The sequence below is a fragment of the Maribacter litopenaei genome (genome assembly GCF_025244665.1).
Taxonomy (GTDB): domain Bacteria; phylum Bacteroidota; class Bacteroidia; order Flavobacteriales; family Flavobacteriaceae; genus Maribacter; species Maribacter litopenaei.
The window spans coordinates 2,999,142-3,021,044 of sequence record NZ_CP104205.1 but is presented as its reverse complement, the minus strand read 5'-3'; the positions used below and the strand labels follow the sequence as shown (position 1 = coordinate 3,021,044).

Genomic DNA, 21,903 nt, shown 5'->3' with positions numbered 1-21,903 from the left:
GGGTCAACTAAGTCGCTTGCCCCATTTAACCAATTCGTACCGGATTACCGATCCTAATCCCGTAACTATACTTATGAACAAGTTCTTTGGCATAAGCTTCTCAAATTCGAAAAAACGGGTTAATGCAGGAATGTACAATAGGAGTCCGGCTATGATAACGGTAATACCAATTATTAAGGGAACTAGACTATTCTTATACTTAAGTGTAGTTAGAATTGAAAAGTAAAAGGAACGGTTGACCAAGGTCAAGAAAATATTCGCTGAGATTAATACAATGAAAACCATGGTTCTAGTAAGGGATTCACTAAATCCTTCTAAAACTGCATATTGATATACCAGCAGAGCCCCAATGGTAATGGCGATTCCTTGTAATATACTGGTCACCAATTCCTTAAATTTAAAAAAGGTAGTAGAAAAGGGCCTAGGTTTTTGAACCATGGCATTTTTTTCCATGGGTTCGTTTTCGTAGATAATTGAGCAGGTAGGACCCATAATCAATTCTAACAATATAACATGGGAAGGAGAGAAAATCGTGGGATAGAGCCAGCCTAATGCCAATGGGATAAATACGGTCAATATGATTGGGATATGGATGGATATAACATATTGAATTGCTTTTTTAAGATTTGTATAAATTTTTCTTCCAATGGCTATGGCATCCAACAATTTGGAAAGATCATCGTCCACTAATATTAGTGATGCTGCCTGTTTGGCAATTTCCGTCCCTTTTTTACCCATAGCTATTCCAAAATGTGACGCTTTTAAAGCAGGGCCGTCATTTACTCCGTCACCAATCATGGCTACCACCTCATTATTTGCCTTAATAGCATTAATAATGCGGAGCTTGGCTTCAGGAAACATTCGTGTATAAACCTGGGTTGTTTTAACTTTTTCCCTTAATTCAACGTCATTTAATTGCATCAATTCATCTCCGGACATGCATCGTTCATATCCAATAAAATCAATTTCCTTCGCTATGGCAATTGCGGTTTCCGAATTGTCTCCGGTAACCAATTTCACCTCGATTCCCGCTTTATCAAAGGATGCCAATACCTTGGCAATATTTTCTTTGGGTGGATCATAAAAGGCTACAATTCCTTTAAAATCGAACTTAAATTCTTGTTGTGTTTCAGGAAATTCCGTACCCATAAAATGGGCCTGTCCAACCCCCAATAACCGATAACCCTGTTTTCCTAAACTTTTTATGGTCGCCTCTATTTGGGACTTTTCTTGTATTGTTAAATTTGAAGTTTCAAAAAATGCTTCAGGAGCTCCTTTGGCCGCAATGATACGATGGCCTTTTGCATTTTGGAAAAGATGCGTCATCATTGGCGGTTTACCTCCAATTGGGTATTCATGCACCATATGGTAATCTAATCTCTCGTCAGGATCTATCAACTGACCATAGGCATTATGGAGTGCTACTTCCATAGGGTCGAAGGGAATTGGTTCACTCGCCCACATAGCCAAAGTAATCAATTCTTTCTCAGCTTGGCCCACTTCAGTTTTTGGGTCGGATGTTTCTCCGGATTGCAGTACAAAAACCTTTGCCAAGCTCATTTTATTTTGGGTAAGGGTACCGGTTTTGTCCGCACAGATTACCGTAGCGCTGCCCAGGGTTTCAACTGTTTTTATTTGTTTTACCAAAATCCCCATTTTCATCAGGCGCCAAGTGCCCAACGCCATAAATGTTGTAAAAGCTACTGGTATTTCCTCAGGTAGAATACTCATCGCAATGGTTAGGGCCTTTAGCAGGCTACCTATCAAATCCAGGGATTTATTATAGTTCATTACCCATACCAACAAAAAGACGACCACGCCCCAAACTGACATTTTTTTGACAAAATTTGAGATTTGTCTTTCCAAGGGTGTTTTTTCTTCTTGAATAGCCTCCGGACTTTTGCCAATTTTCCCCAGTTCCGTATTATTACCTATTGCAACAACGGTTGCAATGGCCAAGCCACTTACTACTGTTGTACCACTGTAAATGGAATTATTCTCCTTTTTGGAATCCTTAAAAACAGCAAGGGATTCTCCTGTTAAAATGGACTCATTAACGGAAAAATCATTGGAATGGATAATGGTTCCGTCAGCAGGGATCAAGCTACCCTCCTCAACCATTAGACTATCACCTATTACAACCTGTTCGCTGGGTATCCCAATGACCTTTCCATTCCTTATGACATTGCAATTAGGTTGGGTAAGGGCCTTTAGTTTTTCAAGTGCCTTTCGGCTTCTAGAATCCTGATAAAGTGAAATGGAGGCTACTAAAACAATTGCTACCGCCAAAAAAACACCGTCTCCTACATTCCCGCTTATAAAATAGATAGATGAGGCCACCAAAAGCAAGATTACCATGGGCTCCTTGGCTAAACTTTTTAGTGCATCATAAAAACCATTTTCATTTTTATAGGTTAAGGAATTCAATCCGTGTTTTTTTCTCGAAGCCTCAACTTCCTGATCCGTCAATCCTTTTATATCAAACTTATGTGCGGACATACTGTTTTTCATTTTCTCAAAAGTAAAGGCAAAAAAAATACATGAGACTGACCTACATCATTTTGATAAGTGATCGTAGCACGTATTTTCGAGATTTAATCTAATGTATAACCTAAAAAATAAAAATGTTATGTCACTCATAAAATTTAAAAGAAGACCCTTTGGAAATTTGATTACTCAAGATTTTTTTGACATGGACGATTTTTTTGACAACCGTAGTTGGGTAAGGGATATGTTGCCCGATCAATTTCGGAACGGTAAAAGATCAGAACCTGCATTGAATATAAAGGAAACCGATGACACGTTTGAAATTGAACTAGCTGCACCCGGGTTTGCCAAAGAAGATTTTGAAGTAACCATTGAAGACGGTTGTTTAAATATCTCTGCTGAAAAGTCCGTTTCTGATGATGAGCAAGAGGAAAACTATACCCGAAGGGAATTTAGTTACAACGCTTTCCAACGTTCCTTACAATTGCCTGAAAGTGTAAAACAGGAAGCGATCAAAGCCAAATATAACGACGGTATTTTAAGCTTTACCCTTGCTAAAAAGGAAGAAGCAAAAAAAACACCTCCAAAAAAGGTACAGATTTCTTAAATTAATTGTACTACTCATAATCTAATATCAGTAGTAAACCCCTCTCGAATAGACCATTGGTAATTATTTAAAATGGATTCATTCGGGATGGGTTTCCTTTTATTTATTTTTAAGTGATATATGTGCTGGGTTTGGGATTTTTCATCTTTTCAGCCTCTATTTTTAAGCAAGGACAGTTTCGTAAAGGTGTATTAATTCTTGATAAATTTTAAATCGATTTATAGTCGAAATTTGAATCAACTAGATTTTAGGATCTTTAAAAAGACTACTGTTCCCTAAGGCCTCTTTGGCGGATTTGTACCCGAGTTCAAAAAGAACATCTATATTTTTTAGGGAAAACATACTAAACTCTGCCATGCGCTTTGGACGTATCAAAACATCACATTGATCAAATTTTAGCACAGTTTCGTTGGCAACCATTATATGGTATGCACGCTCCAATACATTATGTGCATGCTTCAACTCTGTTTTCGTGATTTTTTCAAATGGATTTACATAAATTCCTACAATCTGATCGCAAGAATCTTTAATTAAATCAACGGGGAAATTGTTCAAAGTGCCTCCGTCAACATAGTAACCGTTTTTAAAGGGAACAGGTGCAAATAACCCAGGAACGGCTGCAGAAGCCAATATGGGTTTAATGAGCTCACCCTTATTGAAGATTTTTAAAGTACCGTCCAAAAGATTGGTCGCAGTAACATGTAAGGATATCATTAAGGCTGAAAAGCTATCCTTGGGAAGATAGGCCTTTAAGTGGTCATAGAATTTTTCAGTATCCACAAACCCGGGTTTGCTTCGTGCATATTTTTTAATACTGAAAATTTGTGTTGATTTAAAAAATTCCAATATTTCTTCCCAATTTCGACCGCCGGCATATAGTGCTCCAACTATGGCTCCTGCACTGATCCCGGCAATATGGGATGGGTTTATGCCAAATTCCTCAAGTGCCTTTATCGCACCAATATGTGCTACACCCCTAACGCCTCCTCCTGACAGTACCAAACCAACATTCATATAGATTTTAATTGAAGCTCGCGCAAAAATACTTAGCTAGCTCCTGGGTTAAAATGACAATCATCATATTTCATATCAATGGCACTGGTATGACCGAAATCATTTCTTTCCCTAAATATCTGTACTAAATTTATTTAACAATTTACAGTAAGTTCTTCGCTAAGTTATATTCCTAATCAGTGCAATGACAATGACAGGGATTGGGTTTAAAGGGGTCAAATGCATGGGGTATTAACCAAAGCAAGCATCTATTAAACCATTAAAAGCGATATAGGTATACCTCTTAATCAAATAGTTTCCTTAAAAGCTATAAGAAAATGAAAACAATTCTATTGATAGAGGATAATGAAACGGTAAGGGAGAATACAGCAGAAATAATGACTTTGGCCAATTATAATGTAATAACCGCAGAGAACGGAAAAATTGGATTGGAAAAGGCAAAGGAATTTTTACCTGACTTAGTTATCTGTGATATCATGATGCCACAAATGGATGGATACGAGGTGCTAAAGTCTTTAGCCAATAATAGTGGAACGGCAAGTACACCGTTTATTTTTCTAACGGCAAAAACAGATAGGTCTGATAGACGAACGGGGATGAACCTTGGAGCCGATGATTATTTGACCAAACCTTTCGAAGAGGAAGAATTATTGGATGCGATTTCTTGTCGCTTGAAAAAGCATAACAATCTAGAAAAGGAAATTGCAAAAAAGCTAGAGGGAATCCATTCATTTTTGGTGGAGGCTTCAGAATATGTTGATTTGGAAGGACTTTCTAAAAACCGCACCACAAGGCTTTTCGAGAAAAAGGAAATGGTTTTTTGGGAAGGCGACAATGCCCAGTCGCTTTATTTCATTGTAGCTGGATCTATAAAAACATATAAAGGCACGGAATCTGGTAAGGAACTTGTCACTGGAATATATGGCCCAGGTGATTTTATAGGACAATTGTCATTGCTTAACGTGGCCGGGACATATGTAGAGAATGCCACCGTTTTGGAAGACGCTGAAATTGGTTCGATACCCAAAAAGGACTTCCTAAAGCTGTTATACGGAAACCCTTTGGTCTCCCAAAAATTTATCAATATCATTTCAAATAATCTAATTGATGTTCAAACACAGTTGGTAGACATGGCATTTGCTTCAGTGAGACAACGTGCTGCAAAGGCTCTTATGGAGCTATATGACAAAGGATTAATCAAAGATAAACCAGAAGATGGAAAATCTATACCCCGTGAGGATTTTGCCGGCATGATAGGTACGGCAACGGAAACGGCCATTCGTACTCTTTCTGATTTTAAGGATGAAGGCTTAATCACCACAGATCGTAGCAGAAGAATTGTTATTTTGAATAAAAAGGAACTAGAATCTGTTGCGGATTCCGGATAAAAGACAAGACTGAATTTATGATTGGCTCCTATTGAAAAGAAAATCCATTACTTTCTTGGCAAGATATGCCACGATTAAATTTTTCCATCCACAGCTGGTTCCAATATTCGAACCTAAGCTTTTAATTAAATTCAAAGGAGCTAAATCTGTTTTAGCTCGTTGATAATGAAGTTTAAGGCTTTCTTGACTTATTTCCCGTTGCAATTTTAAAATCTTTAAGCGGGTATCCACTTCCTCAAATGAACTGTACTCCCTTTTCATCGTTGTTCGAAATAATAATTGGAGAACTTCCTTAGTATAGGAGCGTTTAGTTTCTTTCTAAAAATATAGAGCATAATTCCTACGAGTACATAAAAAGCACCAATTATGATAAAACCGCCATAGTAACTGTCCAACGATTCAGAAATTGCCAAACAGGCGGCGAATGATAAAAAGAGTAAAGCAAAAACGGAACCAATACCAATGAGCAGCGATTGAGCGATAGAGGTAACAAAGAGCATGAGAACCTTAAATATCCTAAGTCTCAGATACTCGTCGCTAGTTTCCATATAAGACCTCATTTCGGCTTCGGCACCAATGAGGTCTTCTTTGATTTCGTCAAAAGCCATAGCCGCTATTTTTGTAGTTGGGCGTTCTTCTTTTTAAGCTCTTCGAGTTTCCGCTCTAGATTTTCAATAATATCATCTGCCTTGTAGCTCATGGTTGAGATGGCTTCATCCAATTTCCTATCAAAAGCGTCCTTTTTTTCGTTTGCCGATTTTGTAAGTTCATCTTTTGCGTGAGAGATACGCTCTGCAAAATCGTGAGCGGTATCATCAACCTTCCTTTTAATTTTATGGCGAGTCTCAACGCCCTTATCGGGAGCATAAAGAATTCCTATTCCCGCACCTATGGCGGCCCCTGTTAATAGTGCCAGTAAAACATTTCCGCTATCGTTTGTCATAATCTTGGTTTTAAAATTACTTTGTTCATTAAATTTTCTAACTAAAAATATGGAGGAAATAATGTACGTGAAATGACTTTGGTCATGCTTCTTGAATTAGATGATTGCGATGTGATATTAAAAGACCTAAAGTTGTAAACGATAGCCAATGTAATTCACTTAATTTCTATCGTTTTGGGAAGCTTCCTATGAGGAGGATATAGCTTTTGATCAAAAGGGATTTTTATAGAAGACCATATCAACAATAAAATAAAGAATGCATTCTGCTTGATTTGTGGACTAGATTTCTGACGCATTAGTGCGTGCAATAAATGTTGGGAAATCATCTCGAATGAAAATTGGGCCACACTTCAAGCCCGTATTCATTGGATTAAACCAAGAAATTATTAGTGCCTGCAAACTTTCACATTTGGCCTATGGGCTAGTCCTTATGAATGCCGATGTTAAACTATATGTAGTTGGTGATTTTCAGGTTGGCCTATTACAGCAATATCTAAGAGGGTGCTCTTAATCTAAAATTTGAATTTCCATTCTATAGACAATTAGGACATTCTATGTATTGCAATAATGTGTTCACTGCATTTATATAAAAATCATATAAGAATGATCTAGGTCATGTTTATAGCTTTCAACTTTTCTTTTATTTACGTTTTAATTCGAGTTTATGAAACAGAGAAAATTAAGTAAATCGATACTAAAAACGATTGTGTTTTTACTTATTGTCAGTTGTGGATCCGGTCGTAATAACTTCAAGAGGGAATAATCCGCCGCCACCGTGGTTCTATCCAAATAGGCTAGAAGTGGTTCGATATGTCTATTTTCCTGAGTTTACTATATATTATGATTTATACGCAAGAGCTTATATTTTTTTAGAGGGAGGTATTTGGGTACGTAGGAATGAGTTGCCACCAAGATACAATAATGCAAATTTAATGCATTCGCGTTATGAAAGAATTCAAAATTATAGCGACGACAATATTAGAAGATATCATGAAGAAAACAATACAAATAGGGGAAGGAGCAATAGAACTGTTAGAAGAAATAATGAATGACTAAGAAAGTAATTCTAATACTTGTTTTGCAATCTCCAATTCTTCATTGGTAGGAATGACTAAAATCTTGACTTGGGAGGAATCGGTATTAATTTCTCGTAATTCATTTGAATGTTTTTCATTTTTGACTCGATCCAATTGGATTCCTAGATAATCCATGTCCAAACAGGCTAGTCTTCGGATTAAACTGGAATTCTCCCCAATACCTGCAGTAAATATAAGAGCATCGAGCCCATTCATTGCCGCGGCATACCCTCCAATATATTTTTTAATTCGGTAGGCGTTCATGTCAATTGCCAATTGACAGTTTTTGTCCCCTTCTTCAGCTTTTGCTTGTATATCCCGTAAATCACTAGACCCTGTTAGTCCGAGCATTCCACTTTTTTTATTCAATAATTGTTTTATCTCTTTTAGGGAGTATCCTAAACTTTCCGCCAAGTGAAATATAACGGAATGGTCTATATCTCCACTTCTTGATCCCATAATCAGTCCGTTGGAAGGGGCGAAACCCAAACTATATTCACACTTGTACCGTTAACTATAGCCGTCATACTACATCCGTTTCCTAAATGAATGGAAATTATTTTTGAGGCTTCCTTGCCAAGATATTTTATGGCTTTTTCGGACACATATTTATGACTGGTACCGTGAAATCCATAAACTTTTATGTTATCCTCCGTATAAAATGTATTGGGTATAGCATACTTTCTAGCCTTAATGGGCATGGTTTGATAGAAGGCCGTATCGAATACAGCCACCTGTTTTGCCGTTGGAAATAATTTTTCTGCAATTTCAATACCTTCCAGGTTAGGTGGATTGTGTAAAGGGGCCAATGCGGAATAGTAATTTATTTCATTCTTTACAGCTCCGTTGATAAGGGTCGTTTCCGAGAAGGAATCGCCACCATGTACGACACGGTGACCTACGGCATAGATATCTTTCGAATTTTTAATTACCCCTTTTTCCGGATGTGTCAAATAATTGGCAAGGAGACTTAAACCTTCACGATGCGTCCTTATTGGAACGGTTTCTTGAATGTTGATATCATCTTTTATAAAACTCAGAATAGCATCCTCATAACCAATGCGTTCCACCATTCCGGAGCAAATCAACTTTTCTAAAGGCATTTGCAAAAGTTTGAACTTAATAGAGGAGCTTCCGTAATTTAGAACAAGTATTTTCATTAATTCGTTTTTCATTGAAGACCTTGGGCCTGTATTGCCGTAATGATAACCGTATTGTAGATGTCTTCTACCGTACACCCGCGGCTAAGATCGTTAACTGGTTTATTAAGTCCTTGTAGCATTGGACCAATTGCCAATGCTCCGGTTTCCCGTTGTACGGCCTTATATGTGTTGTTTCCTGTATTTAGATCGGGAAAAATGAAGACACTTGCCTGGCCTGCAACTTGGGAATCAGGTAGTTTGGCAAGACCCACCTTACTGTCAACGGCTGCATCATATTGAATATGGTCCTTCAACCTTGAGTTCAGGTCTTTTTTTCTTGATGATTTCGGTTGCTTTCCTTACACGATCTACATCTTCACCAACGCCCGATGCTCCTGATGAATATGAAAGCATGGCTATTTTGGGTTCAATGCCAAAAGCGATACTGGTAGCCGCGGATGAGATGGCTATTTCCGAAAGTTGCTCCGCGGTTGGATTGGGATTTATGGCACAATCTCCAAAGATAGTTACCCTGTTGGGCAAGCACATAAAGAATACAGAGGACACAATAGAGACCCCTGGTCTCGTCTTGATAAATTGTAAGGCTGGCCTTATGGTGTGTTGTGTGGTATGCACTGCCCCGCATACCATACCGTCCGCGTGTCCCTTGTACACCATCATTGTACCAAAATAGGAAACATCTTCCATCAAATCTTTTGCCATGGCCGGATTGACGTTCTTATGCTTTCTTAGTTCAAAAAGGGTCGTTGCATACTCTAAGAAATGTGGTGACTCTGCTGGATTTACAATGTTTATGGCCGATGCATCCAAAACTATATCCAATTCAATGATTTTACTCTTGATATCTTCAGGGTTTCCCAATAGTGTAATTGTCACAGCATCTGCGTCTATTAGCTTTTTAGTGGCGTACAGAATGCGCTCATCCGTACCTTCCGGCAGTACAATATGTTTTTTTGCCGATTTAGCCCTTTTTAAGAGATTGTACTGGAACATTCTAGGGGTAATACCACGGGGTTTAAACGTTATTAAACGTTCTGCCAGTTGGGTAGTGGGAACATATTTCTCAAATTCCTGTATGGATGTATTGATTTTTATGGTGTTCTCAGCATAGATTTTGGGTCGAATTTTACCTATTTGGTTTGTGACAGAAAAAGTACCTCCCTGAACGGATAAAATGGGTACAATATCCGAGAGTCCTTTGATCAATTTAACAATTGATTTCTCCGGCAACAATCCACCTGTTAATACAATTCCGTAAATATTGGGATAATTTGCAGAAATATTTGCCTGTAAAGCGCCTAATATTATGTCTGCCCTATCGCCAGGAGTAATTACCAAGCTGTCATTTTTCAGATGGGTGAGATAATTTCTTAATTGCATTGCCCCAACACTAAAGCCACCTGCTTGATTGTTCAAAAATTCTTCTCCAAAAAGGATCTTGGCTTCTAGTTCTTTTGAGATTTCCTTGACAGTTGGGTTCCCTAACAGCGGATTTATTGGAATGACACCCACCAATACATTATTGGGAAGTTTCTTTTGCAATCCAACACTCACGATATCCATATTTTTAGGCTCAACTTTATTGGCAACGGTCATTAACACTTCTACACCCTTTTCTTTAAAGGAATCATATGCCATAAAAAGGTTGCCGATGAGTTCTTCCAAAGTCTTACCGGTTCCGCTTGCAATAATCACTGTAGGAATACCAAGGTTTTTGGCCACAAGCACATTGATATCCCATTCGATTATTGCCCCTTCACCAGTAAAAATCTGTTCCCTCAACAAGGATAAAATCAAATTGGTCCTCTATTGCCTTGTATTTATGTATTATGTGACCAAGAATTTCATCGTCCCTGTCTAGATTTTTTTGTTTTACAACTTCACTTCTAGTGTAAGCATAAGCATCCGTAAATTCCAAGTCCAACTCAAAGTGGGTAATAATAGTATGGATATGGCTGTCCATGGTGCCTTTTTCAAAGTCGTCTATTATTGGCCGGAAATAGCCAACTCTTGCTGCTTTTCCCAGTAGGAGTTGCATTAGACCTAAAGAAACTATCGATTTTCCACTATTTGGTTCAGTGGTGGCAATATAAATGGCTTTGCTCACAGTTAAAGGGGTTTGTGGCTAACAAATTTATGGGATTCTTTAGTGTTAACCCATTTAGTCTTCAAAAACAGAAGCTGAAAACTTTTTAATTTGCGCTATAGCGCTAATTTTCCTTTTGCAAAACCTGAATTAAGATAGTTCAAACATTAGCTTCCATAACAATAATTTAGCCCTTGCCGGTACTTTCTTCAAATCCAAAAGGGACTTTTTGTTGTTCAGCGGAATTAATATTTTCAATACCCTGTAGCAACGCATCAGGATTAAAGGAAATACTATCAATACCTTCTTGAATAAGAAATTTTGCAAACTCGGAAAGTCACTGGGAGCTTGACCGCATAATCCGATTTTTATATTTGATTTTTTTGCAGATTTAATTGCCATTGAAATCATACGTTTGGGGGCTTCATCATTTTCATCAAATAGTTTTCCCATAATTTCAGAATCTCTATCTATACCTAAAGTCAATTGGGTTAGATCATTAGACCCAATTGAGAACCCATCGAAGATTTTCGCAAATTCTTCGGCCAATATAACATTGCTTGGTATTTCTATCATGGTATACACTTCCGGACCATTTTCGGTGCGCTTAAGTCCATTTTCTTCCATTACTGTAAGCACTTTTTTACCTTCCTCTACAGTTCTACAAAAAGGAACCATCACCTTAAGGTTGGTTAGCCCCATTTTTTCACGTACTTTTTTTATAGCTGTACATTCCAAGGCGAAACCATCTTTATATAGCTCACTGTAGTATCGTGATGCACCCCTAAAGCCCAACATGGGATTTTCCTCATAGGGTTCAAAATCCACTCCTCCAATAAGGTTGGCATATTCGTTCGTCTTAAAATCACTTAGCCTTACTATGACTTCTTTTGGATAAAAGGCCGCTGCTATGACGGCAATTCCTTCCGCCAGTTTATCAACAAAATAATCGGTCTTGTTAGCGTATTGCTTTGTCAATCGGTCTATTTTATTTTTTACTTCGGAGTCTTTTAGTTTATCAAATTTCACCAAAGCCATAGGGTGTATCTCGGACGGAATGAGTAATGATAAATTCCATCCGCAATAAACCGATTCCATTATTGGGATAAAATGAAAGTTGGAAAGCGTTTTCAGGATCGGCCAAAATCATTTTGGCTTCCGTTTTTGGAAGATGGATTTCTGTAAAATCGATTTTACGTTCCTTAAATGGAAGTTCCCCTCTATAAATGTACCCAATCTTTCCTTGGGCACAAGACATAGTAATTATTTCACCGTTGACTATTTTTTCTGTAGCGTTGCCACATCCAACAATTGCCGGGACGCCCAATTCACGGGCAACTATGGCCGCATGACTGGTTCTGCCCCCTTTATTCGTAATAATTCCACCGACCTTTTTGAGCAAAGGATCCCAATCCGGGGTAATGGTGTCCGTCACAATAATGCACTCTTTGGTCAAAGGCCCAGCTTCATTGGGAGAATTTAAAAGTACAGGGTAACCAATTTTGATTTTAGATCCAACGGCATCTCCTTTAACTAGCAATTTGCCCTCCTTCAATAGCTGATATTCTACGTGTATGTTTTTATTCTTGGTATGATGAACCGTCTCTCGGACGGGCCTGCGTGATGAACAATTCTTTGGTTATTCCATCCTTGGCCCATTCAATATCCATGGGTTTATGGTAATGTTCCTCTATTAGTAAGGCCCACTTGGCCAAGGTTATAATTTCATTATCGGTTAATACATACTGTTCTTGTAGCTCTAATGAGGTATCGATGGTCAAGGTGGTTTCCTTTTCTTTTTCCGAAGCATAGACCATGGTCAGTTTTTTATCGCCCAGTTTTTTCTGAATAATGGGATAAGTGCCTTTTTTAAGGCTAGGTTTAAAGACATAAAACTCATCCGGGTTTACAATGCCTTGTACAATATTCTCACCCAAGCCCCAAACCCCTGAGAGTAAGACAACGTTCTCAAAACCGGATTCCGGCTCTATGGTAAAACCCACCCCCGAACATCCTTTATCTGAACGCACCATTAGCTGTACACCTACTGATAAGGCAACATCTTTGTGATCAAATCCCTTGTCCTCTCTATATTTAATGGCTCTATCAGTATAGAGAGAGGAGAAGCATTTCTTGACAGCCTCCAAAAGCTCCGATTCTCCTTTAACATTTAAAAAAGTATCATGTTGACCAGCAAAACTGGCATCGGGAAGATCTTCCGCAGTTGCACTACTCCGAACGGCCACGGCCAAGTCACCATTGTTACAAAGGTCCTTATAGGCAAGTATAAGGGCTTTAGAAAATTCTTTGGAAAATGGGCTTTCAAGAATCAAGTTCCTTGCCCGTGTACCTATCAGATTTAAATTCGCATACTGGTTCCTGTCCAATCCGGACATTATGTTTTCCGAGCAAGCTGTATATCGTTTTCCTTTAAGAAGTTCCAAAAAGCGGTAGAGGTACTGGCAAAACCATTGGGAATATGTACTCCTTGTGGTAACAATTGATTATACATTTCTCCAAGGGAAGCATTTTTGCCTCCCACGGATGAAATATCCTTGATACCGATTTGACTGAATTTTTTTATAAGCATTACAAAGAGGGTTTATGCATTAAATGGAGGTAACTTGTTAGATGTTTTAATTGGACGTCCCATAATTTATTGGAGTACTTATCTAAGATTCCCTTTTCTTACCTGTTATCTCACTAATATTTATTCGGAAAACAAGGGGCGAATCCTCCGATTCAATTTTAGCCGAAAAATCACTTATATATTTTGCATCTGTTCTTTCAGTGCGACTTAAAATATCTTTTATGCCTTCCGAAAACTTATGAAGCATATGTTTTGCGTCTATACCCTTTAACTCTTCAAAAGTGCCAAGTACTTGAACAGTTTGCCAATCTGCCACTGTTTCAATCTGATTAACTATAAAAGCTACAGCATTATTTTTGCGCATTGCCGCTATCTTGTGTCCTTCAGAAGAGTAACTTGTAATGGTATGACTTTCTCTATCATAGTAATAGGTCATTGGCACTATATAAGGACTTGCTCCCGATATGTAGGCTAAGTTTCCTATATAGTTGCTCGTAAGTATTTGAAGGTTTTCGGTGTGTTTTAAATTTCTTCTCATAGCCTTGGTTTTTTCGTTTTCCAAAACTAGTTTTTACAAAGGGAAGGACACATGACTTTGGTCATTTTGAAAAAAATGGGAGTACATGTTTATTTAATTAGGAATACTTAAAAACCTAAAAAAAGAACATATATTCTTAAGAAGACTATAAGTTGCTCAAATAAGGCAAGGAAATGGCGGAATTTTGCTGTGGTATCCGTGAAAACATTCATAGAACGAACAAAAAATTATCATGACAAAATAGTTGTATTTACAACATCTTGTGAAGGCTCGTATAGCATGGAAGGAGTGGATGACATCACAGGAGAATCGCTTATAGAGAATGTGCCACTTTTTGTGAAAAGGATTAAAGATAGCCTGGAGTCTTTTTCTAAAATAGCTGTCATTTGGGCGATAAGACCAACACTATAAATACTATTCTTTTTCTATAAAGCGTATGGACTCATCTTTTTGTTCGGTATTTTCCAATAGGGAGTCTTTTTCTCCATAGAGAAGTTCTGCAACCTCTATGAGGTTTTTAATGATTTCGTTCAAATTATCTTTATCATTGACCAAAGAAGATGCCATCTTAGGAGTAATTAAATTATCCCTAATTAACTTATTAATTGATTTGGTGGTTTGATATTTTCCATCCTTGGCTTTGTTTTTAAGTATTAAAAGTTTGGAATCATAGATTTGCTTATCAACTTGCGTCCTTAACAAATATACTACTCGCAACACCCTGATTATTTTTTCACGAAACTTGTTATACTCCTCGACCATATGAATATTTTCTGAGGTTCTATATTGGGATACATTTAATCCCAATTCCAAAACACCCTTTATGATTTCCACCATTTTGCGATTGGCTATTTTGATTTCTGTAATCCTATTATTTAGGTCTTTGCCTATTTTCAAGGTACTTTGAGCGGTAGTAGCGTATCTTAGGATCTCGCCATATATGGTTTTTACTTTACTATAATAAAGGTTTCGAACATCTGTTTTGAAATCCTCTTTGGTTTTCTTTAAAATATCTCTAGAGATTCATGTTGGATTTTATGTCCCCTCTATGAATATTCAGCGCATGTGCTATTATTTCAAAAATCGCATTTTCAAAAAGATATTTGGATTCTTTGGTCAAAGCTGAAACCACAGTGCTTGGGAACTGGAGTATGCTCTCGTTTAAATATTTTGGTTGTTCAATACCCTTTTCTTCATCCTCTTTGAAAAATTTGATTAGAAATTTTTCGGTTCTTTTTGTAAGCGGTATCATAATGATTACGCCTAAAATGTTGAAGATTGTATGGAACATTGCCAATTTTAGCGTGAAATTATCTCTAGAGACACCGGCGATATCTGATAGGAAATTCACAAAATTGGCAAGAGGAAAAATGATAGCCAAGGCTATGACTCCTGTAAATAGGTTAAAAAATAAATGGGCTCCTGCCAGTCTTTTACCGGCAACGTTGGAACTTAAAGAACCCAAAATTGCTGTTATGGTCGTGCCAATATTTGCTCCTATGGCTAGGGCAAGGGCATTTTCATATTGTATTTGTCCGGCAGCTAATGCAGTTAATATCAAAGCCAAGGACGCACTGCTGGATTGAAGAATTGAGGTAACTATGATGCCAATACCTGCATATACAATAACTCCTAAGAAACCTGGAAGGGCATAATTGGTAAGATCGATATATTCTTTAAATACATCGAAACCTTCTTTCATATATTGTATTCCCAAGAAGAAAAATCCCAATCCCGCGAGAATATTTCCGATTCCCTTCAAATACGGTTTTTTTTGTAGCGAAAAAATTATCCCAAACACAAGCATTGGCATGGCCATAGCTGCAATATTGATCTTTAGACCAAAACCTGCAATAATCCAAGCCGTAGCCGTTGTTCCAATATTGGCCCCAAAAATTATTCCCATTCCACCTTGGAGAGTAACCAATCCTGCACTAATAAAAGAAATGGTTACTGCAGACACCAATGAACTTGATTGAATTAATGCGGTGACTACTGCACCAGCGGCAATGCTTTTGTATAACTTGTCAGTTGCTTTTTTTAAGATTATTTGCAAAGGGCCTTTCGCAAATCCTTTAAATCCTTCTTCCAACATAATCATGCCGAAAAGTAATATGGCAATACCTACAGCGATGGTTTTAAAGTTTGTGTTTAAAAACAAAACAGCGGCAAGCACGATAAGAAACAAATAAAACAATGCTTTTTTAATCATAGAATATGGGAGAAAAAGTATTCAAATTGATTTATAGTTTTTTATTAAAATACGGTTCCAATACGTTTATTCTAAGAATTGGGGATTACTCGTTCTAATCTTTAATCTTTCCTTCAATTCAAAAGTGAAAATGGACTGCTTTGTTTAAAATAAAGAAGTAAGGGTTTTGGATATGGTCATCAATTTGGGCCTATCGTTTTTCTTCTTTTTTCTTCTGTCTTTCTAATTTCCTAAAATACCCACGGGTCAAAAAATTATGTTTTAGTGCTTCCATATTTTCGTTAAAACGCCCCGTTCCCTCTTCAATATTCCGCATGGTTCTGTCTAGTTGGTTCACCAAAACGGTGTCTTTGGATAAATACCCAATTGCCCCATTACCAACTTTGATATCATTTACAATGGTATTTAAGTCCATTGTAATCTTCTCTATTTGGAAACTAGAATTATCAAGGTTTTGAATAATTTTTTTGATTCTACCCCCTGAAATGGTATCACTGAGCAACACACCTGCGGCACTTTCTTCCAAATTAAGGTTTCTGACGAAGCGATTTAACTCATCCATGGCAGTATTTGCATTTTCACTTGTTTGCTTAAAGTTTTGTAATGTTTGCTCCAAGTGGTCAGCCAAAGTAGTATCATTGAGTAATCTTCCTAACGTACCTTGACCTTCGGTAAGTGCCTTAGAGACTTTCAAAAGATCGATAGTCAACAATGCGGCATTATCATTTGTTATATTCAAGGTGCTCATCATATCTTGTGTGCCAACTTTGCTTCTAGACTGCAGTTCATCTCCCGGAACAATTAGTTCACTAGGCCCTTCGCCAGGTGTTATATTGATGAGCATACTGCCAACTAAACCATTTGAGCCTATACTTGCAAGTGCATTTTTTTTAATATGCTTTCGCATGTTATCTTCAATTCTCATAAGTACTCGTATAGTGGTATCGTTTATCATTTCAATTCCATTTACAGTACCAACGTTTATTCCTGAAAAACGAACATTATTGCCATTTTGAAGACCAGTGGCATTTTTGAATATAGCACTTATCCCGAAAGTTTTCCCGAACATATTCTGTCTATTGCCAATTAGAAAAGCAGCAAAAAGCAGCAAAATTGTCCCTGTGACTACAAATACGCCTAATCTTAAATTTTCCAACTTAGTCTTTGTCATATTCCTATTTTTTAAAAAACGCCTCAACTTTTGGATCGGATGACGATGATAATTCAGAAAAAGTACCGTCTGCGTAGTTTATACCGTCTACCAAAAGAATCATTCGCTCGGATATCACACGGGCACAGTCTACGTCGTGGGTAATTATTAAAGAAGAGGTATTGTATTTTTTTTGGATACTGCGCATTAATTCAATGATTTCCTTAGCCGTAATAGGATCCAATCCACTAGTAGGTTCATCGTATAGAATGATTTTTGGTTTGAGAATAAGTGTACGCGCCAAGGCAACTCGTCTTTTCATTCCTCCAGAGAGCTCTGATGGCATCAAATCCATTGTATGGCCCGGACCTACATTTTCCAATGCTTCTACTACCAGAGGGGTAGTATCTTGGACAACACCTAGTTTCTCTTTGTGTCTACGCATCGGAAATTCTAAATTCTCTCGCACCGTCATGGAATCATACAAAGCACTACCTTGAAAAAGAAACCCTATATCTGAACGTAGTTCGTCCAAGTTTTGACGATCTAGGGCGCCTATCTCCCTACCCATAACCTCTATATATCCACTATCTGGTGTCATTAATCCAACGAGGCATTTTATCATTACAGACTTGCCCGAGCCCGATTTTCCCATGACTACTAAATTTTCACCTTGATGTAGCACCATATTGAAACCATTTAATACCTGGTTACTTCCAAAGCTTTTTCGAAGATCTTCGATTCGGATGACCACCTTTCGTCCTTTATCATTTTTTGGTTCCATTAAGTCTTTTGAAGCTATTAAAGGCATTTTTTTTATTTAGAGTTCATAAAAGATATCTGAAACGAAAACTGCGATAAAATCCACAACAAACAATAAGAGTGATGCCGTAACTACGGCCGTGTTGGCCGCTACACCAACACCGGCCGTACCTTTTTTACAATAATATCCTTTATAGCAGCCTACTAAACCGATTACAAAACCAAAAAAAAGGATTTTATCGTTGCTGGGATCAAATCACCAAAACTCAAGGCATCAAAAACTGTATTAAAATATAGTTGAAAAGATACTTGCCCCTTCAAATTCTCAACCAAGGCGGAACCATACAATGCGATCAAATCCCCAAAAATGACCAGGAACGGAATCATTAGCGTTGTAGCCAAAATTCGGGTCACGACCAAATATTTGAATGGATTGGTTCCGGATACTTCCATAGCATCAATTTGCTCTGTTACCCGCATAGATCCCAATTCGGCACCAATTCCTGAAGCAATTCGTCCAGCACAGATCAATGCCGTTATTACAGGGCCAATTTCCCTCACTATGGATATACCTACCATATTGGGCATCATTGATACGGCTCCGAATTGAATCATGGTAGGCCTTGATTGCAATGTTAACACCAAACCGATAATGAAGTTGGTCATGACAACCAATACCAATGACCTATTTCCCATATGATAACACTGGCGTAAAAGTTCCTTGAATTCAAAAGGAAGTGTAAATGTCTCTTTGAAAAATCGACCTGCAAAATAGGATAGTTCTCCTATTTGGATGAAGAATTTCTTTATCCTGCTGACCATTTTTGAAGTAGTAAAGACCGGTTTCACAATGTAAGCCATTCTCAAATATAGATTGAAAAGGATTTTTTTAACATGACCAATATCATGCTGGTAATGAGAATTGTCATCTTTTACTTTTTAGATAGGTGTTACTTTTATTAAACAAAAATTTATCATGAAACAGGAGTCAAAAAATGATTCGAATTCTTTTTATCTAAGTGAGGAGCGTACTTTTTTAGATGGTCCAAGGAGTAGATTCAAAGAATTATGGTTTACACTAAAGGTTCAATATCAATTCATTAGGGCCTTTCGTAAATTACACTTTATAGGACCTTGTGTAACAGTATTTGGATCGGCAAGATTTGAGGAGGACACTATCTATTACAAACAAGCGGAAGAGGTTGGCAAGGCATTATCAGAAATGGGTTTTGCAGTTATGACAGGTGGCGGACTGGGAATCATGGAGGCGGCTAACAAGGGTGCCTATCTCAATAATGGTTTTTCCATTGGTTGTAATATTATATTGCCATTTGAGCAGAAACCTAATCCTTATCTACATAAATGGATTAATATCCCTTATTTCTTCGTGCGTAAGTTTTTGTTATTGAAATATTCTTATGCATTTGTTGTCATGCCTGGGGGAATAGGCACTTTGGATGAACTCTTTGAGGCATTAACGCTGATTCAAACTAAAATGATACACCATTTCCCCGTTGTGATTTTTGGAAAGGAATATCATAAGGAACTCTATCACCATATTCAGGCCATGGCCAAAAATGAAAGTATTTCGCAAGAGGATATGAACCTATTGTTTCTTACTGATTCTGTGGAGGAAATGACACAACACCTTAATGAATATGCTGTTAAGAGATTCGGACTTGTTAAAAAGCCTATGGAAACCAGGTGGTGGTTTGGGGAGACCAGATCTAAAAGAACATGATTAGAATCATTTTTATATGTAGTCCCTGGAACTACTTTTGACCATAAAATTATTTAAGGGAAAAGAGACAGTTCTACTGAAAAACGACAGATATGGTTAGATTAGTTTACTTTGGTATATGGTACTTACTATTGATTTTGACGTCATGTAATGTAAAAAACTCTCATGCTTTAGAGGAAGGGCAGACGGAAAGGATTATTTCATATACCGGTGGAGATGAAATCAAACTGCCAAAAATGGTGCGAATAAATAGAAATGTCACCATCGGGGAGTATTTTGATTATATTGATTCTTTGGTAATTCGTTACGATTCTTTATTATCTTATCCATTGTCAGAACATATTATTGTAAGGAATAATCCATGGATAATTGACACTTTGGCTAATACGGATTATTACAGGATGATTTCCCGAGATTCCTTTGTATATGACCAGCGACAATTGACCGTACTCCCAAAAGGAAGTCAACTTTTTATTCCAGATTCGATTAAAGCCAATCAAATACTAGGACAATTTGCGAAAACCGAAATCGATGTGAATATTCCTGAATTCAAATTAAGGATATTTCAAGATTCTGTTTTGCTATATACATTTCCCGTTCGCGTAGGGCAAAATAGGGAACGTTATTTGAAATTTGGGGACCGTATTACTGATTTGCGCACCAAAACAGGAAGTGGAATATAATTGATTATGTCAGGCACCCTGAATTCTACAATCCGGTAAATGGCAAACAGTTTTATGTTACCAAACGTGATGATGGAAAAACGACTATCATGCCTCAAATCCCTTGGATCGAAACAGAAATAAACGGGATTAGAAATGGACAAATGATACATCCGACTACGAATCCTGAAACTTTAGGAAAGCCCTATTCTAATGGATGTATTGGCACGAGGGAAGCAGATGCGTGGATAATCTATTATTACTCGCCGATTGGAACAAAGCTAAAGATTCGCTATGATTTAAAAACGTATGAAGAAGGTTTGGTAGTGGCCATATTTAAAGATATTTATGGTAAGGAAAATTAGATCAGATTTATAATTATATTTAAAGTGATGGCTGCGGGAGTGTATAAGCATACCGCACTTGTAATTGAACTATTTATAAATAATCGCGAAAAGATTGCATAACCATGGCGTTAAAAGTTGCAAAATACAAAACCTAGCAGCTACCGCTGCCTGACTTCATTTTTGTCCAAATTGGCAAACAAGTTTGCATTTCTCCCAAAAATAAAAAACCACGCCAACTGGCGTGGTTTTGTGAGTGTCGTGATCGCGAAAGGATTGAATATCCTTACAGCACTCCGCGCTGAAAATAGTCCAAACAAAAAAACGCTCAAGCAAGCTCGGCGTTTTTTATTGTTGAACTATTTATTCGTGATCGCGAAAGGATTCGAACCTTTGACCGTCTGCTTAGAAGGCAGATGCTCTATCCAGCTGAGCTACGCGACCCAAAACATTTAAAAGGATAGGTTTTTTAAATGTGGCTGCAAATTTAGTAAAAAATCCATATTGGTAAAACCAAAATCAATAAAAGATGGGAGGATGTAAAATGTAGGATACACTAAGAAGGTTTGTATCCTTCATATTTATCAAAGTTGTCGTACAATTGATCTAGAACTTGGTAAAAAATATCAAACTCCTTTTGAGAGATGTTTATAGTACTCACACGTCTTAAGTCTTTTATCAAGGGCATGACCTTTTCCATCAACTCTTGGCCATCTTTGGTCATAACCAACTTGTAACGTTTTTGATCATCCCTAAAACGGGATTTTTTAAGGAGACCCTTTTTGCAAAGCCCGCTAATTACCCTGGACGTGGTGGCCCTGTTCCTAAAATTGGATTTAGCGATATCAGCTTGGGGAGCATCGTTACCTTCTAAATGCACCCGCTGAAGGATGACCCATTGTTCAATGGTCAAGTCGATATCGTTCTCTGCAAACACCTGTAAAAAAGTGCTCTGCACTTTTTTTAAGGTGCGGTCAATATATACTCCAAATCCCTCGGTACGATCTATAATTAGCCTTTCGTCGAACAAAAGTACATAGAAATTCGTTAAAATTGTTGTTAATGCAACAAAATGGAATATTTTTTGTAATTTTAGACCATCATTTAGTAAGCGGTTCAGTACCATGTCGATACATTTTA

21 protein-coding genes, 1 tRNA gene and 3 pseudogenes are annotated in these 21,903 nt (G+C 37.5%); 6 read left to right on the top strand and 19 right to left on the bottom strand.

The features are described from left to right. Positions 1-3: 3 nt before the first annotated feature. Positions 4-2,499 (bottom strand): cation-translocating P-type ATPase, encoded by a 2,496-nt coding sequence (locus tag NYZ99_RS16360; protein ID WP_260572328.1) that lies wholly within the window; start codon positions 2,497-2,499, stop codon positions 4-6. A 130-nt stretch (positions 2,500-2,629) separates the two neighbouring features. On the opposite strand from NYZ99_RS16360, the gene NYZ99_RS16355 reads away from it, so the two are divergent. Continuing rightward, positions 2,630-3,094: an Hsp20/alpha crystallin family protein gene (locus NYZ99_RS16355; RefSeq protein WP_260572327.1), complete on the top strand. Its 465-nt coding sequence runs from the start codon at positions 2,630-2,632 to the stop codon at positions 3,092-3,094. A gap of 240 nt (positions 3,095-3,334) precedes the next feature. On the opposite strand, the gene NYZ99_RS16350 is transcribed toward NYZ99_RS16355, so the two are convergent. Then, complete coding sequence (locus NYZ99_RS16350) at positions 3,335-4,108, bottom strand: patatin-like phospholipase family protein (RefSeq protein ID WP_260572326.1); 774 nt, start codon at positions 4,106-4,108, stop codon at positions 3,335-3,337. A gap of 317 nt (positions 4,109-4,425) precedes the next feature. On the opposite strand from NYZ99_RS16350, the gene NYZ99_RS16345 reads away from it, so the two are divergent. Beyond that, on the top strand, positions 4,426-5,496 hold the full coding sequence (locus tag NYZ99_RS16345) for a response regulator (RefSeq protein ID WP_260572325.1): 1,071 nt from the start codon (positions 4,426-4,428) through the stop codon (positions 5,494-5,496). A 15-nt stretch (positions 5,497-5,511) separates the two neighbouring features. Here the strand turns inward: NYZ99_RS16345 and NYZ99_RS16340 are convergent, their stop codons facing one another. From NYZ99_RS16340 to NYZ99_RS16330, 3 genes are read right to left on the bottom strand one after another with little or no spacing between them, the layout of a single operon-like run. Beyond that, entirely contained in the window at positions 5,512-5,757 is a 246-nt protein-coding gene (locus NYZ99_RS16340; protein ID WP_260572324.1) for a DUF6327 family protein, read from the bottom strand. After that, a complete protein-coding gene (locus NYZ99_RS16335; protein WP_260572323.1) occupies positions 5,754-6,104 on the bottom strand; it encodes a hypothetical protein in 351 nt (116 codons plus the stop codon). The genes NYZ99_RS16340 and NYZ99_RS16335 overlap by 4 nt, the downstream gene beginning before the upstream one ends. Positions 6,105-6,109: 5 nt before the next feature. Beyond that, on the bottom strand, positions 6,110-6,439 hold the full coding sequence (locus NYZ99_RS16330; RefSeq protein WP_260572322.1) for a YtxH domain-containing protein: 330 nt from the start codon (positions 6,437-6,439) through the stop codon (positions 6,110-6,112). Positions 6,440-7,239: 800 nt separating this feature from the next. Between NYZ99_RS16330 and NYZ99_RS16325 the strand changes: the two genes are divergently transcribed. Further along, positions 7,240-7,491, top strand: coding sequence for a hypothetical protein (locus NYZ99_RS16325; RefSeq protein WP_260572321.1), 252 nt, complete (start codon positions 7,240-7,242; stop codon positions 7,489-7,491). Here the strand turns inward: NYZ99_RS16325 and NYZ99_RS16320 are convergent. The 12 genes and pseudogenes from NYZ99_RS16320 to NYZ99_RS16280 all read right to left on the bottom strand — a co-directional run bounded on the left by NYZ99_RS16320 (position 7,492) and on the right by NYZ99_RS16280 (position 18,838). Beyond that, a pseudogene (locus NYZ99_RS16320) lies at positions 7,492-8,675 on the bottom strand (acetate/propionate family kinase). Between the two features lie 11 nt (positions 8,676-8,686). Next, positions 8,687-10,785 (bottom strand): annotated as a pseudogene (gene pta, locus NYZ99_RS16315) (phosphate acetyltransferase). A gap of 129 nt (positions 10,786-10,914) precedes the next feature. Continuing rightward, positions 10,915-11,802 (bottom strand): putative PEP-binding protein, encoded by an 888-nt coding sequence (locus NYZ99_RS22205; protein WP_338039066.1) that lies wholly within the window; start codon positions 11,800-11,802, stop codon positions 10,915-10,917. Further along, positions 11,783-12,319, bottom strand: a complete 537-nt coding sequence (locus NYZ99_RS22200) for a PEP-utilizing enzyme (RefSeq protein ID WP_338039065.1) — start codon at positions 12,317-12,319, stop codon at positions 11,783-11,785. Before NYZ99_RS22200 ends, NYZ99_RS22205 begins: the two co-directional genes overlap by 20 nt. 25 nt (positions 12,320-12,344) lie before the next feature. After that, positions 12,345-13,160, bottom strand: coding sequence for a PEP/pyruvate-binding domain-containing protein (locus NYZ99_RS22195; protein ID WP_338039064.1), 816 nt, complete (start codon positions 13,158-13,160; stop codon positions 12,345-12,347). Beyond that, entirely contained in the window at positions 13,160-13,354 is a 195-nt protein-coding gene (locus tag NYZ99_RS22190) for a PEP/pyruvate-binding domain-containing protein (RefSeq protein WP_338039063.1), read from the bottom strand. Before NYZ99_RS22190 ends, NYZ99_RS22195 begins: the two co-directional genes overlap by 1 nt. 82 nt (positions 13,355-13,436) lie before the next feature. Beyond that, positions 13,437-13,916: a pyridoxamine 5'-phosphate oxidase family protein gene (locus NYZ99_RS16305; protein ID WP_260572320.1), complete on the bottom strand. Its 480-nt coding sequence runs from the start codon at positions 13,914-13,916 to the stop codon at positions 13,437-13,439. 390 nt (positions 13,917-14,306) lie between these two features. Continuing rightward, positions 14,307-14,789, bottom strand: a complete 483-nt coding sequence (locus NYZ99_RS16300) for a hypothetical protein (protein WP_260572319.1) — start codon at positions 14,787-14,789, stop codon at positions 14,307-14,309. Between the two features lie 118 nt (positions 14,790-14,907). Beyond that, positions 14,908-16,104: a Na/Pi cotransporter family protein gene (locus NYZ99_RS16295; RefSeq protein WP_260572318.1), complete on the bottom strand. Its 1,197-nt coding sequence runs from the start codon at positions 16,102-16,104 to the stop codon at positions 14,908-14,910. A 190-nt stretch (positions 16,105-16,294) separates the two neighbouring features. Then, complete coding sequence (locus tag NYZ99_RS16290) at positions 16,295-17,275, bottom strand: MlaD family protein (RefSeq protein ID WP_260572317.1); 981 nt, start codon at positions 17,273-17,275, stop codon at positions 16,295-16,297. Between the two features lie 4 nt (positions 17,276-17,279). Then, positions 17,280-18,038, bottom strand: coding sequence for an ABC transporter ATP-binding protein (locus NYZ99_RS16285; RefSeq protein ID WP_420845232.1), 759 nt, complete (start codon positions 18,036-18,038; stop codon positions 17,280-17,282). 36 nt (positions 18,039-18,074) lie between these two features. Then, positions 18,075-18,838, bottom strand: a pseudogene (locus NYZ99_RS16280) (MlaE family ABC transporter permease). A 154-nt stretch (positions 18,839-18,992) separates the two neighbouring features. Here NYZ99_RS16280 and NYZ99_RS16275 point away from each other — a divergent pair. The 3 genes from NYZ99_RS16275 to NYZ99_RS16265 all read left to right on the top strand — a co-directional run bounded on the left by NYZ99_RS16275 (position 18,993) and on the right by NYZ99_RS16265 (position 20,784). Then, positions 18,993-19,757 carry an LOG family protein gene (locus NYZ99_RS16275; RefSeq protein ID WP_260572315.1) on the top strand — a complete coding sequence of 255 codons (765 nt, stop codon included), beginning with the start codon at positions 18,993-18,995 and terminating at the stop codon, positions 19,755-19,757. 92 nt (positions 19,758-19,849) lie between these two features. Beyond that, positions 19,850-20,440, top strand: coding sequence for a L,D-transpeptidase (locus tag NYZ99_RS16270; protein WP_260572314.1), 591 nt, complete (start codon positions 19,850-19,852; stop codon positions 20,438-20,440). 89 nt (positions 20,441-20,529) lie between these two features. After that, positions 20,530-20,784 carry a L,D-transpeptidase family protein gene (locus tag NYZ99_RS16265; RefSeq protein WP_338039062.1) on the top strand — a complete coding sequence of 85 codons (255 nt, stop codon included), beginning with the start codon at positions 20,530-20,532 and terminating at the stop codon, positions 20,782-20,784. A 349-nt stretch (positions 20,785-21,133) separates the two neighbouring features. Here the strand turns inward: NYZ99_RS16265 and NYZ99_RS16260 are convergent. Both NYZ99_RS16260 and NYZ99_RS16255 read right to left on the bottom strand, forming a co-directional pair. Continuing rightward, positions 21,134-21,207: transfer RNA gene (locus NYZ99_RS16260), tRNA-Arg, on the bottom strand. A gap of 112 nt (positions 21,208-21,319) precedes the next feature. After that, a complete protein-coding gene (locus NYZ99_RS16255) occupies positions 21,320-21,889 on the bottom strand; it encodes a MarR family winged helix-turn-helix transcriptional regulator (RefSeq protein WP_260572313.1) in 570 nt (189 codons plus the stop codon). Between the last annotated feature and the right edge of the window lie 14 nt (positions 21,890-21,903).

Excerpts from the sequence above, each read along its gene's own strand:
- NYZ99_RS16360 (WP_260572328.1), bottom strand. The coding sequence starts at position 2,499 with ATGTCCGCACATAAGTTTGATATAAAAGGATTGACGGATCAGGAAGTT.
- NYZ99_RS16355 (WP_260572327.1), top strand. The coding sequence starts at position 2,630 with ATGTCACTCATAAAATTTAAAAGAAGACCCTTTGGAAATTTGATTACT.
- NYZ99_RS16350 (WP_260572326.1), bottom strand. The coding sequence starts at position 4,108 with ATGAATGTTGGTTTGGTACTGTCAGGAGGAGGCGTTAGGGGTGTAGCA.
- NYZ99_RS16345 (WP_260572325.1), top strand. The coding sequence starts at position 4,426 with ATGAAAACAATTCTATTGATAGAGGATAATGAAACGGTAAGGGAGAAT.
- NYZ99_RS16340 (WP_260572324.1), bottom strand. The coding sequence starts at position 5,757 with ATGAAAAGGGAGTACAGTTCATTTGAGGAAGTGGATACCCGCTTAAAG.
- NYZ99_RS16335 (WP_260572323.1), bottom strand. The coding sequence starts at position 6,104 with ATGGCTTTTGACGAAATCAAAGAAGACCTCATTGGTGCCGAAGCCGAA.
- NYZ99_RS16330 (WP_260572322.1), bottom strand. The coding sequence starts at position 6,439 with ATGACAAACGATAGCGGAAATGTTTTACTGGCACTATTAACAGGGGCC.
- NYZ99_RS22205 (WP_338039066.1), bottom strand. The coding sequence starts at position 11,802 with ATGGCTTTGGTGAAATTTGATAAACTAAAAGACTCCGAAGTAAAAAAT.
- NYZ99_RS22195 (WP_338039064.1), bottom strand. The coding sequence starts at position 13,160 with ATGTCCGGATTGGACAGGAACCAGTATGCGAATTTAAATCTGATAGGT.
- NYZ99_RS22190 (WP_338039063.1), bottom strand. The coding sequence starts at position 13,354 with ATGCTTATAAAAAAATTCAGTCAAATCGGTATCAAGGATATTTCATCC.
- NYZ99_RS16295 (WP_260572318.1), bottom strand. The coding sequence starts at position 16,104 with ATGATTAAAAAAGCATTGTTTTATTTGTTTCTTATCGTGCTTGCCGCT.
- NYZ99_RS16290 (WP_260572317.1), bottom strand. The coding sequence starts at position 17,275 with ATGACAAAGACTAAGTTGGAAAATTTAAGATTAGGCGTATTTGTAGTC.
- NYZ99_RS16285 (WP_420845232.1), bottom strand. The coding sequence starts at position 18,038 with ATGGAACCAAAAAATGATAAAGGACGAAAGGTGGTCATCCGAATCGAA.
- NYZ99_RS16275 (WP_260572315.1), top strand. The coding sequence starts at position 18,993 with ATGAAACAGGAGTCAAAAAATGATTCGAATTCTTTTTATCTAAGTGAG.
- NYZ99_RS16270 (WP_260572314.1), top strand. The coding sequence starts at position 19,850 with ATGGTTAGATTAGTTTACTTTGGTATATGGTACTTACTATTGATTTTG.
- NYZ99_RS16265 (WP_338039062.1), top strand. The coding sequence starts at position 20,530 with ATGCCTCAAATCCCTTGGATCGAAACAGAAATAAACGGGATTAGAAAT.
- NYZ99_RS16255 (WP_260572313.1), bottom strand. The coding sequence starts at position 21,889 with ATGGTACTGAACCGCTTACTAAATGATGGTCTAAAATTACAAAAAATA.